A 14,191-nucleotide genomic window follows, 5' to 3' on the forward strand; every position below is an offset into this window, starting at 1 on the left:
CTGCCTCAAGACAGCGATTGCGGCGTGTCGCCGTGACGGAAATAGCCGGCGGTCAGCGTATCCGATAACGCCGCCAGCAACGCATAAATCCGGCTGAGTTGTTGATCCAGGGTCTCCCGCACGCCGGATTTCTCGACGACCAGCCAAGTGTCGATGTCGGTCAGATTCAGTATGCAGTTGGCTTCCAGCATCAAGCGCTGCGCTGGGCCGAGCCGGCCGGTTTCGGTTTCCCTAGGCAACTTGTCGGCATGCTCCTGCAAGCGGGCGATTTGATACGCCAGCGAACGCGGATTGTTGGGGTCCAGCACCAGCAGCTCCAAAAACGACGCCAATTCCGGGTTGCTGCGGTAGTGTTGCCGATAACAGATCAAGTTGTCGCTACACTCCAGCAAGGTCTCGATCAGTCTGGTTTCCGCGCCTTCCGGCAGCGGCTCGGCAAATCCGGTCCGCAACACCGAAATCAATTGCAGACCCCGCTCCAGGCGACGGCCGATGTCCAAAAACAACCAACCGTTGCCTCGCGTCATGCTTTCCATCACCAAACCGCTGAATGCGGACAGCGAGGTGACCAGTTGATCCAGGTGCTCTTGCATCGTCCACAAACCGGTTTTACCGGCGCGTTTGGTGTCGGCGATTTGCTCGCCAATTTCGTCGATAACCCGCCAAGTATCGGACGACCATAAATCCCGCACCGCGTAGCCGGCTTGTTGCAAGCCCCGCACCGAATTGGGCAGGCTGCCGGGTCGGGTATCGTCCTGCATCAAGGCCAGCAGTTCCGGCTCAGGCGCGCGCAGGAGCTTGTCGTCCGCTTTCTTGCCGAAGAAGCCGGGATAACTACCGGTCAGACTCGTGACGCAGTGCAGCAGGCGATGCAGGCTGGGCGGATAGTCGGGATGGTCGCTGTCCGGGTTAATCACCAACCGCTTCAACGTCGCCCGCAACAGACGCACGCAGCCTTCGGCGCGTTCCGCATTGCGGCCCACCCAAAAAATATTGTCGGCGGCTCGGCTCGGCAAGGCATTGCGCAATCCGGGAGGTCCGCCGGCGCTGGCCGGGCCGGCGCTGGCCGGCGGGGATTGCGGTTCGGTGGCTATGACCCAAGTATCCTTGCTGATGCTGCCGAGTTGATTGGTAATGTAAACGTCGCCATAGTTGGGCGCGCTACGGGTCAGGCCTCCGGGCATCAGTGCGTAGCCGCCGGCCCTGGCCACCGCGAAACAACGCAGCAAGGCCTGGCGCGGTTCGAAGCCGTCGCCGACCATCGACGGCACGGTCGAGAAACTTTCGTATTCCTGGGCGACGTAAAAGGCGGGGCGGGCTCGGATACGCTCGCGCCAGACCTCCAGCTGCGACTTGCTGAGCTGGTGGCCGAACACCGCGTGTTCGCCGGGTTGCCGGTAAATCGGTTTGATGACCAGACGTTTCAGATTGGCGAGGACATAGGACAATTCGCCGGCCTGACCGCACCACCAGGTGGCGATCGAATTCAGCTTTAACGGTTGGCCGAGAAAGTGTTGTGCGATACCGGGCAGGAAGGCCAACAGACCGGGGTTTTCCAGAATCCCGCTGCCGAGCGGATTGGCGATCGCGACATTGCCGCGTCTGGCCGCTTCCAAAAGGCCGGGCACGCCCAGGCGCGAATCTTCGCGCAGTTCCAGCGGGTCGCAATAATTGTCGTCTACCCGGCGCAGAATCACGTCGACCCGTTGCAAACCGGTCAGCGATTTTAGCCAGACATAGCCGTCGCGGACGGTCAGGTCGTCACCTTGCACCAGTGGGTAGCCCAGGTAGGACGCCAGGTAGGCGTGTTCGAAAAAAGTTTCGTTGAGCGGGCCGGGGGTCAGTACCACCACCATCGGCGTGTGGGCGGTTTGCGGAGCGATCGCGTTCAGACCGGCCCGTAGCGCCTGAAAGAATCGGGCCAATCGGTGGACCTGGGCATCTCGAAACAGGCTCGGCAATACCCTCGACATCGCCAAACGGTTTTCCAATGCGTAACCGGCGCCCGACGGCGCTTGGGTGCGGTCGCCCAGTACCCACATCTTGTTGTCGGGGCCGCGCGCCAAATCGGCGGCATACAATACCAATTGTTGCTCGCCCGGCAAGCGCACTTGATCGCAAGCGCGCAGGAAGCCGCCGTGGTTGTATATCAGCTCCAGCGGCAGCAGGTTCTTTTTGATCAGCGTGCGCGGGCCGTACAAGTCGGCCAATACCAGATTCAGCAATTCGGCGCGTTGCAACAGGCCGGCTTCGATATCGAACCACTCGTTGCCGGAAACGACGAAGGGTACCGGGTCGAGCTGCCAAGGTCGGTTCAGGCCGTCCGGATCGCCGTAGACGTTATAGGTGACACCGTTCTCACGCAACAACCGTAGCGCTTCGCGATACCGGTGAGCCAGTTCCTCGGGTCCCAACTGTTGCAGAGCCTCCATCAAATGCCGCCAATGCGGCCGGACGCGACCGGATTTGTCGAGCATTTCGTCGTAGACGCTGGGGTTCAGACGATAGCCGGGGGATAACGCTTCTTCTAGCAATAACTGGCTCATGGGCTTAGTTTGCCGGTTTAAGTCGTTTGGCGCAATTTGCGGTGGGAAGCCGAGCGATTTTTGCTGGGTCGGGGTGAGCGCGGAGTCAATGGCGGTCCTGAGTTGACGAACGATAAGCTAAGCGACAGCAAATTTCGCGCCTAAGTGTATATCGGGAGACCCGCGGGCGGGCGGGCAACGATGTGGCAGCGAGGGGCGGCATTTTCGTGTGTTTCCGACCGCCAGTATCCGTACCGGTGGTTCGATTGTCCGATTTTTGGGCAGCTGTTGGCAATATGCACAGCTTTGGTGAATACCGCGCTTTTTCCGGGCTTTTTGGCATCAGGCTTGCATTGACGAAATGAAACCCGCGCAAACGGCGCGGGGTGAATCCGGAATCGGCTTTTGTGCGCCAACTTAGTGCGGTCCGGCACCATAATAGCGATAACCAGGGATGCCCGCATGAAGTCCGAGCAATCGATATGGGCGCAATACCGCGCCAACCAAGCCTACGACGAAATGATGGATGGTGGCGGCCAGCCGCGTCAAACGTGCGCCACTTTGAGTCAGTACTTGCAATCCTTGGGCATGGAAGCCATCAAGGGGCGCCTGTCGGCCGCCGAGGCGGCGATATTGGAGATGGGTATTACCTTCACCGTCTATAGCGACGAAGGCAACATCGACCGGGCTTGGCCGTTCGACATCATTCCGCGCTTAATCGATTTTCAGGAGTGGCAGGGTATCGACGCCGGCTTGCGGCAGCGTTTGCGTGCATTGAACCACTTCATCGACGATGTTTATAACGAGCGGCAGATCATCAAGGACGGCGTGGTGCCGACCGAATTGATTGCGAGTTCCAGCAATTTTCGGCCGGAATGTGTTGGGTTCAAGCCTAAGTTCGGGGTTTGGGCCAATATCTGCGGTAGCGATTTGGTACGCGACGGCGACGGCGTGGTTTACGTACTGGAAGACAATTTGCGGGTGCCGTCCGGCGTGTCTTACATGATAGAGAACCGGGTCATCACCAAGCGAGTGTTTCCAGAGTTACTCGAGAACTTGAACATACTGCCGGTGGACGACTACCCGACCCAGTTGTTCGAAATGCTGACGTCGATTGCGCCGAGACCGGAGGATCAGCCGCAAATCGCGGTATTGACGCCCGGAATTTATAACTCGGCATACTTCGAACATGCATTTTTGGCTCAACAAATGGGCGCCGAGTTGGTCGAAGGCGGCGACCTGGTGGTCAAGGACGATGATTGCGTGTACATGCGCACCGTCAAGGGTTTGGAAAAAGTCGACGTGATCTATCGGCGGATCGACGATATGTTCCTCGACCCGGAGGTGTTTCGGAAGGATTCGGTGCTGGGCGTCAAAGGCTTGCTGAGGGCTTGGAAAGCCGGCAACGTGGCGTTGGCGAACGCGCCCGGCGCCGGCGTCGCCGACGACAAGGTGGTGTATGCCTACGTGCCGGCGATGATCCGCTACTATCTTAACGAAGAGCCGCTGTTGCCCAACGTACCCACCTATCTTTGTAGCGATCCCGAGCAATGCGCCTACGTGCTGGAGCATTTGGCCGAATTGGTCGTCAAGCCGGCCAACGAGTCCGGCGGTTACGGCATGTTGGTCGGGCCGCATGCCACCCAGAAAGACATCAAGCAATTTCATAAACTGGTCCAGGCCAATCCGCGCAACTACATCGCGCAGCCCACGCTGGCGCTTTCGACCTGTCCGACCTTGTGCGGCGATCGGTTGGAGCCTCGCCACATCGATTTGCGGCCGTTCATCCTGCAAGGCGAGCGCGGTTTCGTGACCGCCGGCGGTCTGACCCGCGTCGCGTTAAAAGCCGGTTCGCTGGTCGTTAACTCGTCGCAGGGCGGCGGCAGCAAGGACACTTGGATCATCAACCGGGAGAAATGACATGCTATCTCGCTCCGCCGAACGTCTCTATTGGCTGGCCCGCTATCTGGAACGCACCGAGAACACCGCTCGCTTGATCAGCGCGACGATGCACTTGATCTACGATTTGCCCTACGGCGTTGAAATGGGCTGGCACAATCTGCTGAATATTTGCGGCGTGGAGGCCGGGTTTTACCAGCGCTTCAAAAACCCCAGCGAGCACAATACCACCCGTTTCCTGTTGGCCGATACCGGTAATCCCGGTTCGCTGTTATCGTCGTTGTCGGCGGCGCGGGAAAATATCCGCACCAGTCGCGAACTGATGCCGGACGAAGCTTGGGAATTGGTCAACGAAATGTATCTGTACGCCAACAACCATCTGGACAGTTTGTCGAATCGGCGTGGCCGGGCTCAGTATTTGCAGGAAATCATGGCCGGTTGCCAACGCTTCACCGGCTTTATTTACGGCGCGATGAGCCGAAACGACGCGTACCGTTTTTTATGCATCGGCCGCAATATCGAGCGGGCCGACATGACCAGCCGGATCATGGACTTCGGTAGCGTGCTGTTGGCGGAAAACCGCAGCCACAAGATGCGCGAGTACGAAACCATTCTATGGATCAACGTCTTGAAATCGCTGAGCGCGGTGTTGATGTACCGCAAGCAGGTGCGTCAGCGCATCAAGGGCGAGGATGTGTTGGACTACTTGCTGAAGAATCCGGATTTTCCGCGAGCGGTGCTGCATTGTCTGGACGAGATCGCCCATTGCATCAAGCGTTTGCCCAATGCCACGGCCTTATTCCCGCATTTGGAAGCGCTGGAGAATCGCATCCTGGCTGTCGATCTGCGTCAAACGCCGCCCGGCGAACTGCACGCATTGCTGGACGATCTGCAAACCCGTTTCGACGACTTGCACCGGCGCATCGCGGCCGCCTGGTTTTTCGACGCCGACAACGGCGAAGCGAGCATGGAGTTGGAAAAGGCGGCTTAGCTGCCGTTTTAGCGAAGGCATTGGCGGGCGCTACAAATCCTTAGCGCCCCGCGGATTTGGCGCAGGCCGAAGGGTCGGCGCTTGGGTACGGTTTTTGCGCCGAAATACTGTCGATACGGCGCCGTTCAGCGTTAGGCCGCCGCGTGGGCGGCTCGGTTTAGAAGCAGCCCGGCAGCGGTTTGGCGTCATCCTTGCTGAATTGCGGCAAGGTCGCGAAGGCCTCCTTTAGCTTTTCGTGCCACATCCGCCGCAATTGAATCAGGTATTCGTTATCTTCCTGAAAGCAGTAATACTCGTCCAGCTTCATCGCATCCTTCGTGTAAATCAACAGCTCCACCGGCGCGCCGACGCTGGCGTTGCTGCGCATCGTCGAATCCATCGAAATCAGGCAACAGCGGCCGGCTTCGTGCAGGTCGGTATCGATTTTCAAAAATCGATCCAGCACCGGTTTGCCGTATTTGTTCTCGCCGATTTGCAAATAAGGCGTTTGCCGCGAGGTGGTGATGCAATTGCCCTCCGGGTAAACCAGATAGGCGCCGTGCGGCTCCTGGGCAATCTGGCCGGCCAGAATGAAGGTTGCCGACGGATTGAAGCTGCTTTGACCATCGTCGGTGTGGCGGCGCTGTTTTTCCACGCTGATCCTTCCCAAATACTCGGCGGCTTCGGACAAGTAATGCACGGTGTTCAAATTGATTTCCGCATGTTCCTTGATGTCGCGCTTGATTTGGTCGATGACCGACTGCGTGGTGGCCAGATTGCCGGCGCTGAGCATGACGATCTTGCGGTCGGGGTTGGTGTTGAACGCGTGCATCTTGCCGTAAATGCTGACATTGTCGATGCCGGCATTGGTTCTGGAATCCGAAGTTAACACCAGTCCGTCCTTCAACGAGACTGCAATACAGTAAGTCATGCGCGCTGCCTGAAATGAAGTAATCGGTTCAGTGTACTAAAGTCGGCGAGTCAGGCCAAGCCGACCGGCGCAATTGCCGACACGTCGGCGGCGGATAGGGAATTTATCAACAATATTAACCAGATAGCTTGCATGGAATCTGGCGGAGTTGGTGCGGCAGACCGCACCGTGCTGGTGCGACAGCTACCGTCGCCGCGCCGGTAGGCCGGCGCCGGCCGGCGAAATTCGTGGTTTCGGTCGCTTGGTACGGTTTTTGTTTCCCGTTTGGCGGCCGCACGGAGATCGGCGGCGTGTAGTGCGGGAAGCGTCGATCCGCGTCGGCGCTTCCCGCAATGCATCGACGATGTCATGCAATCCTTACCGGAAGTCGGCGATTTCGCCGGTGCCGGTCGAGAACGCTGTTTCAACCTACCGCAAACAAGGAGTTTTATGCAGGCACTTTTGGAAAACAGTTCGGATAAATTGTTGTCGGCGATGCCCGACGTCAAGACGTTCGAACGGCAGCTGGCGTCGTTAAACGATTGGTGGGGCAAAATCGCGCTGATCGGCAAAATCAATAGCCACAATGTCGCCGCGACGATATTGGACGACATGAATCAAATCCAGGGCAAATTCGGCGAGCTGCAAAAAAAGCTCACCTACAATCTGCTGCTGGAGAACGTCCAGAAGCTGGTATTGGATAACGCGTCCAAGGCCCAGGTGGCGATCGATTTACTGGTGCGGAATTTGTTCGAACGGACCGCCGACGTCGGATTTCTGGCGACCGACGACGATATTCGCGCCTTTCTAAGTCTGGCCGCGCCAACCGCCGAACAAACCGCGTTCATTGAAGACCGGCTGCGCGAATACGTTAAAAAATACAGCGTTTACGACGAAATTCTGGTGTTGGATACCCAGGGTCGGGTCAAGGCGCATCTCGATAAGCACAATCCGGTGACGGTGTCGTCGGATCCGCTGATTTCGGAAACCTTGACCGGCGGCGCCGCCTATGTCGAAACCTTCCGATATTCGGATTTACAGCCGGATCGCCGCCACTCGTTGATCTATTCCTGTCAAATTACCGAAACCAACCAGCGCGATTCCAAACTGCTGGGGGTGTTGTGCCTGTGCTTTAAGTTCGACGACGAAATGCGCGGGATTTTCGCCGACCTGCTCGGCGCCGGCGACGACGGTATTCTAGCGGTGCTGGGCGACGACGGCCGCGTGATCGCCAGCAGCGACGAATTGTTGTTGCCGGTCAATACCTGGTCCAGCGTCGAACGCTCGGTACGCATCGCCCGTTATCACGGCGCCGAGTACATCATCAACACCCGTGCCAGCAACGGTTATCAGGGCTTTCGCGGTTTGGGCTGGTGCGGACAAATGATGACCGCGCTGAATCAGGCGTTTAGCCGCGATCCAATGGCGGCGGCCAATCAGCCGGACATCATGGAGCAGGCCAGCAGTTTTCCGCCGGAACTGCGCGACATCCGCAAGGCGTCGGCCGCCATCAACGACGATCTCGGTTTACTGGTATTGAACGGCCAGATCGCCTCGGCCCGCAAAAACGCCGCCGAATTCATGCCGGTGTTGGAAGCGATCAAACAAATCGGCACCGATATCGCCAGCATTTTTACCGCCTCGGTCAACAGCTTGCAGCAAGCCACCGTGATGTCGTCGCATCTAAACAACGCGGGCTTTTTGGCTTCGTTGGCGGTCGACATCATGGACCGCAATCTGTACGAGCGCGCCAACGATTGCCGTTGGTGGGCATTGACCTCGGCATTTCGTCGTCACCTGGCCGCCGGCAGCCCCGATGCCGGCCAGCGGCGCGAAATCGCCGATATTCTGCAATACATCAACGCCTTGTACACGGTTTACACCAATCTCTATGTTTACGACGCCAACGGTGACATTGTCGCGGTGTCCGATCCTAACCAACAGGCCTTGGTCGGCGGCCGGGTTGGCGACGATAGCGGAGCGGTCACGGCCCTGAAATGCCAGGACAGCCAAAGCTATCGGGTCTCGCCTTTTGCTCGTTCGGCGTTGTACGCCCAGAGACCTACCTATATCTACAACGCAGCGATCACCGATTTGGCCGATACGACCCGGGTCGTGGGCGGAATTGGCATTGTTTTCGATAGCGAGCCGCAATTCGCGGCGATGTTGAGCGACGTATTGCCTCGCGACGAGCAGGGTAGTCCGGTGGCGGGTTGTTTCGCGCTGTTCGCAGATCGGCAAAAGCGGGTCATCGCGACGGCTGGCGACTCGGATTTGGGCGCCGGCGAGTTGTTGGATTTGGACGGTGCCTGCTTTCGCTTGCCGGCCGGTCAGCGCGAATCCCGAGTGGTGCAATACCGCGAACGAAATTACCTGCTGGGTAGTGCTGTGTCCAAGGGCTACCGGGAATACAAAGTCGCCGACGGCTACGTCAACGACGTGATCGCCTTCATCTTTATTCCGTTCTGAATCTACCCGAGGCGGCCGATCGCCCATTCGCCGTTTAACTTTGGGTGTTCGGCTGACTAGGGCATGGAAACGCAGTCTTGAATTCTCGGGGGGATAAGGCTTTGTCTTCCGAGTAGCTCGCATTGCCAATTCCGGCCCTTGCTCCACCCAACATCGTGCCGGGCCACCGCCGAATTCACGCTGGGCAGCGAGACGGCCTCGACGTCCACCGCGCCACCGCCACCCTGGTTGGCACCAGCCTCTACGCTGGCTTCACCGCCTCCGCGCTGAAAACCGGCAACGCCGGCCAAACCAGCATCAGCGGCGTCGTGCTCGACAACCAAGAACACCCACTGCCGAACGTCACCGTCCGAGTCGACGGCACCACCCGCGAAGCACAAACCGACACCCAAGGCCAATTCAAAATCACCGAAGTCCCGGTCGGCGCAGTGCGCTTGATCGCTGACGGCAGCACCACCAGCGCCGAAGGCGAATGGCCCACGCTCGCCTTCAACCTCGTCACGATAGCCGGTGCCGACAACCCGCTGTCCGCGCCGATCTACCTGGTCAAACTCGACACCGTCAACGCCAAAACCGTCGGCGACCAAGACGTCACGCTGACCCTGCCCGACGTGCCCGGCTTCGCGTTGGAAGTCAAACGCGGCTCGGTCACCTTCCCGGACGGCAAGAAGACCGGCAAGCTCTCGGTCACGCCGGTCAACGCCAGCAAAATCCCGATGGCGCCGCCGAACGGCATGCAACCGCAGTTTATCGTCACCATCCAACCGGTCGGCGCCAAATTCGACCCGCCGGCCCGGCTGACCCTGCCCAACGTCGACGGCCACAAACCCGGCGCGTAAGTGGAAATGTACTCCTACGACCACGACCTGGAAGAATTCGTGGTGATCGGTTTGGGGACGGTCGCAAAGGACGGCAGGGTCATCAAGAGCAACGAAGGCGTGGGGGTGATTAAGGTGGGTTGGCATTGTGGGAGTCAGCCGGGGGGGAGTGGGTGTGCCAACGGCTGTCCGGTTTGCAAGGATTGCGATGGGAATTGTAATTGTGTGGCTAACGATGGGGATCCTAAACTAGCATCTTTGAATACGCCTAAAAACTGTAAAAAGCCTGAATGTCAAAGTGGTTCTCCAAAAGATGTACCCGACAATACTGACGTGCCAGATGATGATACCAAGGGGGGCTGTAAGAAACCAATCTGTGAAAATGGCTCACCTAAAAAATGCCTGATGACACAGATAAGCCAACTGAAAAATGCAAATTTTGTAAGCCTGCGACCGGAAATCCGATTGATGTTTCAGCAGCAAGTGATCCAGGTGGTATAGCATCTTTGAATTATTTGGCTGTTTTATTTGATCAAACCCCCGCAGGTTGGGGGGTAACGGTTGAAGACGATCCCACCTTTGATGTTACAGCTTACTGCGCCAGAAAAGCTTGGAAAGTTAGAATAACAAAAGCAGCTTCCCAAGCTCCTCAAGGGGTGCGTTTATTATATGGAGTTGCAGAGGTAACTCCTGTTCTTATTGCTTCAACTAACAGTTGCGCAGTATTAAGCGCTATGATAAGGAGTTTAAATGATGTTGCGAATCAAAATGCTGACAGCGGATACTATATGCTTTATGCGGTTCAAGCGCATGAGGATTTGCATATCACACAATACAGAAATGATTTAAATCCAGCTTACACAAAATTGAAAAATGCTATAGAAGCCTTATCTATACCTTTAGGGGATGCTGATAATGCTGCAGATGCAAAAGCGAAAATTATGGCATTGCCTAGTTATTCCGGTGCGATGACTATTTTTCATAATGATGATGTTGCGGCTAATAACAAAACTACAAAACATAACCCAATTCCACCATTTATCGATATTGAACATGGTGTGGTTGATGCGAGAGTTACTACAATTGGTGCTAGAAAGACAGCATTAAAAAGTATTCTGAATTAACTTTATTTTTGTCAGATTAAATTATGAGAATCACTAGGGGGTTTATTTTATTTAGATTTGTAATTACTGTTTTCTTGGGGATTCTTATAGTGAAAGATGGATTTGCAGAGAGTTTGAATCAAACAAAAGAAGTTATGAGTCCAATATGTGCTGTCGATGCTAAAACTTCTTTGCGAGCATCAATGGCCATTGAAAAAAATGCAAAAGGTAGTGGTAAAAGCATTAAATTAATGTTAAAGAACAACTTAACCGCCAGTGTTAATTTACAGTTTTGGGAAGACTTTTCTGATTCATTTATGGTTACATATTTATATGAAGGAAAGGAGGTTTCGATCTCACATAACAAGTTATCAACTGACAACAGAGTATCAAAGCCTTTGAAAACAATTTCACTTTCTCCAGGTGAAGCTAAGATATGGAATTTTCATATCTCTGATTTTTTGGATTCAAAAAAGCTGCAAAAAGATAAAATAATGGTGTCAGTTATAGCGGGTTTTTACTTTTCTTATATGGTTCAAAATGAGACATGTAAAGCTGACTTTACAAATACATCTCTTGATTTTACTTTTTATGATGTTCCGTTGGATTGACCTTGAACTAATCCGTAAGGCGTATACCCGATAGGGTGATCCGCCGAATGTTGGCTTCAACTGCGGAGGTAAGTGATGGGTACGTTGATGGCTTCGATAAGCGAATAACAACAAGTATGAATGTATAGATGGCTCTCAGTCCAGCATCCACCCAGGGATGCGACACCAAAAATACACTCTAACTTTTTGTAAGGCGCATATGGCGGAACGTCTGACGACTTCCGCCAGAAATATGAAAATATATTGGGTGTGGTTGGATTAAGATAAAGCCGTACCCCGTAGATGGGTAGAGACTATAGCTGAAATCCATCAGATAAGGCCGAAATCATTTGTTTAACTTAAATACGTGTTTTGGTCAGATGTCGATTTTGACATTGGGTTTCGGTGGGTTTGATGTTCTCGTGATGGGTTTCGCTCCGCTCTACCCATCCTACACGACTGGTTGTATAGGTGGTAAACCTTCGCCAAAATTGCGTCTGAAATTTGAAAATAGGCCCGGAGAAGGGCTTGTTTTCGACAAATAACGGCTGTTTTGATGGAAAAAACGGACGATTATTGAATTTTTTATCTGCTTTCGAAATGACTGCTACTCAAAACGGCAGTTTTTCAGAGGTTCCCAAAAGATAATGATGATAAAGACTTACTGAGTTGCAAATGAAAGTATTAGCCATGAAAATATTTTTCCGATTTCTAGTTTTTATTATTTTTCCTCAGTTAGTAAATGCTGAAATTTTAACGGTTTCAAATATAAAAGAGCTTTCCGATTCGAGGAATGATTATATTGTTCGTAATGTTTTTTTTGCTCCAGATAAACAGAAATTATGGATTATGTTAGATGAAAGTGAAAGAAGCAGTTCGAAATTGGTAGGTAAAAAAATATGGAGAGTTAATGTTTCTGGCGCTATTGAGTCAGACTCAGTCTATAGTGAGATTAAGGGCAAGTATCTAAATAATGAAAATCAGGATTTTAGTGTAGAGTCTATGATTGAAGATGGTCATGGTTTTATTTGTCTAATTAAAGAAAGTTCTGGTTACTTAATTATTCTAGATGGATTTCCTGTTATTAAGCTTGATTCGTTTAAATTATTTCATGCGCCAGTATTTCAGGAGCTGTTAGTCCTGAATAAAGGCTATTTGTTGATTGGAAGTTCCGAGGGTAAAGGTGCGGCGCTGAAAGCAGGCTTGGACGGAGTCATTGAATGGGAGCGTTATTATGAGTCCAATATTGATGTTCATAATGGATTATTTGCAAAAGACGGAAAAGTGGTTTTGCTTGGTTCTGTTTTTAGCTCGCAAGGTAAAGATTCAATCTGGTTTGGTTGGTTGTCATCGGATGGCGAATTAATTAAAAGCAAATTCATTGAAGGACGCAATGCGAGTTTTGAATTAAATCAAACTGGTGATGTTGTAATTACGTATGAGAATTTCAAGTCTGGTTCATTAAACAGAGTTGTCAGTTTGTTCGATTCTAATTTTAAGGAGAAATGGGAGAGCGTTGTCTTTTCGATAAAAGCCAATAAAGTAGCTGATATGGCAGGGGGTGTAAGTTTTTATAATGATCGAATTGTTGTCGTTTATGGATTGCCGGAAAATGGCATGAGGCTTGATATATTGGATGGCAGAGGTCGAAAGTTAATTGAAAAGGACTTTGTAGAGAAAGGAATGATATTTAACCTTTCGACTAAGATTTTTTTATTTAAAAACGAAAATGGTCTTTTTGTCGTTCAAAATAATTCGAAAGCTGTTATTGAAGGAGGTAAATTTATTTTGCATAAAATCATTAGTCTTAGCGATCTACGGCTGTAACTGATCTGGGTATGATGGGTGTATGTAGGATAGTTAACCCGAATATGAGTAGGGGCTATAGCTCGCGTAGGGCGCATTGGCAATAGCGTAATGCGCCGAATGATTAAAAGTCAACATGCGGCGCAATACGGTTTCGCCTCTCGACGCCCTAAGATTACGCCTTGCGGCCTTTTCTAGCAAACGAAATGCTGCCGCACATTGCTCAACTTCAGTAGCAAAAAACTGCGTCCCTTAATAATTTATTTTGGCAGGATTAATGGATATTTTAAATAAACTATTTTGTTTAGACGGTGGCTCAAAAGATCGTATTGACTTGATGCAAAATGCATTTGTTTCTGTCCTGGAAAACTCAACTTGGTATTCATGTCAAGAGATATACGGATTGCCAGGGAATGAGGAGTTAACTCTAATAGCAGGCAACATGGTGCAATACTTAATTACTAGGCCGGATGTATTGTACGCAAATGAAGAAACTATTTTTTGTAGCGAAAAATATTCTAGGGTAAATGCTTTTAAGTTGGCAAAGGAGTATTCAAGCGATTTTATTTTCGAGTCCGCATATTCGTCTATAAAAGAAAAGAATTTATCTTTCCTCTATTCGCATAGAGATAGATTAAGTGCGGCTTGCCTATTTCGTTATAAATTTTGCGTTATCCATGAAGAGTTGTTTCTACTATCGCTTATTTCTCAGTGGGTAAAATTATCAAACCTAATAAATGAATTATCTGGCAATTCAGAGTGTCAAGTTGATACATTGCTTGATGCACTTAAATTTTTGGAATCCTGGTCGGATAGCCAATAATGAATAATAGGGCTAGGGAGCCTCTGATTAATTCGTGTCTTCAAATTTCATATCGAATTAAATCAATGGCTTATGCATAAATTTATCTTGAAAAACTGAATTAATCAGATGTTCCCTAGAGTAACATTGTATTTAACTTTTCTCTGATCCCCGTTGCTGAGTGCCATATGGAATTTAGATGAAGATAAATCACATATTTATATTGTTGTCGCTGTTGTTTACAGATGCGCATTTATTTGCGACGGAGATTAATAAGGATAAGCTCTTAGCAAAAAGTT

At 52.0% G+C, this 14,191-nt stretch carries 10 protein-coding genes; 8 read left to right on the top strand and 2 right to left on the bottom strand.

What is annotated here, in order from left to right; translation table 11 throughout:
- Positions 1 to 5: 5 nt before the first annotated feature.
- Positions 6 to 2,546, bottom strand: coding sequence for a circularly permuted type 2 ATP-grasp protein (locus A1355_RS20100; RefSeq protein WP_064031066.1), 2,541 nt, complete (start codon positions 2,544 to 2,546; stop codon positions 6 to 8).
- A 441-nt stretch (positions 2,547 to 2,987) separates the two neighbouring features.
- On the opposite strand from A1355_RS20100, the gene A1355_RS20105 reads away from it, so the two are divergent.
- Entirely contained in the window at positions 2,988 to 4,445 is a 1,458-nt protein-coding gene (locus A1355_RS20105; protein WP_064031067.1) for a circularly permuted type 2 ATP-grasp protein, read from the top strand.
- A 1-nt stretch (position 4,446) separates the two neighbouring features.
- Positions 4,447 to 5,415: an alpha-E domain-containing protein gene (locus A1355_RS20110; protein WP_064031068.1), complete on the top strand. Its 969-nt coding sequence runs from the start codon at positions 4,447 to 4,449 to the stop codon at positions 5,413 to 5,415.
- 157 nt (positions 5,416 to 5,572) lie between these two features.
- Here the strand turns inward: A1355_RS20110 and A1355_RS20115 are convergent, their stop codons facing one another.
- Complete coding sequence (locus A1355_RS20115) at positions 5,573 to 6,325, bottom strand: peptidase (protein ID WP_064031069.1); 753 nt, start codon at positions 6,323 to 6,325, stop codon at positions 5,573 to 5,575.
- 429 nt (positions 6,326 to 6,754) lie between these two features.
- Here A1355_RS20115 and A1355_RS20125 point away from each other — a divergent pair, with 429 nt between their 5' ends.
- The 6 genes from A1355_RS20125 to A1355_RS20150 all read left to right on the top strand — a co-directional run bounded on the left by A1355_RS20125 (position 6,755) and on the right by A1355_RS20150 (position 13,913).
- The gene (locus A1355_RS20125) at positions 6,755 to 8,773 is read left to right on the top strand and encodes a cache domain-containing protein (protein WP_064031079.1); all 2,019 of its coding nucleotides are present in this window, start codon (positions 6,755 to 6,757) and stop codon (positions 8,771 to 8,773) included.
- A 122-nt stretch (positions 8,774 to 8,895) separates the two neighbouring features.
- On the top strand, positions 8,896 to 9,612 hold the full coding sequence (locus tag A1355_RS20130; RefSeq protein WP_082885670.1) for a carboxypeptidase-like regulatory domain-containing protein: 717 nt from the start codon (positions 8,896 to 8,898) through the stop codon (positions 9,610 to 9,612).
- A 377-nt stretch (positions 9,613 to 9,989) separates the two neighbouring features.
- Positions 9,990 to 10,715, top strand: coding sequence for a hypothetical protein (locus A1355_RS25370; RefSeq protein WP_157197964.1), 726 nt, complete (start codon positions 9,990 to 9,992; stop codon positions 10,713 to 10,715).
- Positions 10,716 to 10,738: 23 nt separating this feature from the next.
- A complete protein-coding gene (locus tag A1355_RS20140; RefSeq protein WP_064031073.1) occupies positions 10,739 to 11,305 on the top strand; it encodes a hypothetical protein in 567 nt (188 codons plus the stop codon).
- A gap of 654 nt (positions 11,306 to 11,959) precedes the next feature.
- On the top strand, positions 11,960 to 13,111 hold the full coding sequence (locus A1355_RS20145; protein WP_064031074.1) for a hypothetical protein: 1,152 nt from the start codon (positions 11,960 to 11,962) through the stop codon (positions 13,109 to 13,111).
- 256 nt (positions 13,112 to 13,367) lie between these two features.
- Positions 13,368 to 13,913 carry a hypothetical protein gene (locus A1355_RS20150; protein WP_064031075.1) on the top strand — a complete coding sequence of 182 codons (546 nt, stop codon included), beginning with the start codon at positions 13,368 to 13,370 and terminating at the stop codon, positions 13,911 to 13,913.
- Positions 13,914 to 14,191: the final 278 nt, after the last annotated feature.

Origin of the sequence: Methylomonas koyamae, from assembly GCF_001644025.1 — a bacterium.
GTDB classification, from domain to species: Bacteria; Pseudomonadota; Gammaproteobacteria; order Methylococcales; family Methylomonadaceae; genus Methylomonas; species Methylomonas koyamae_A.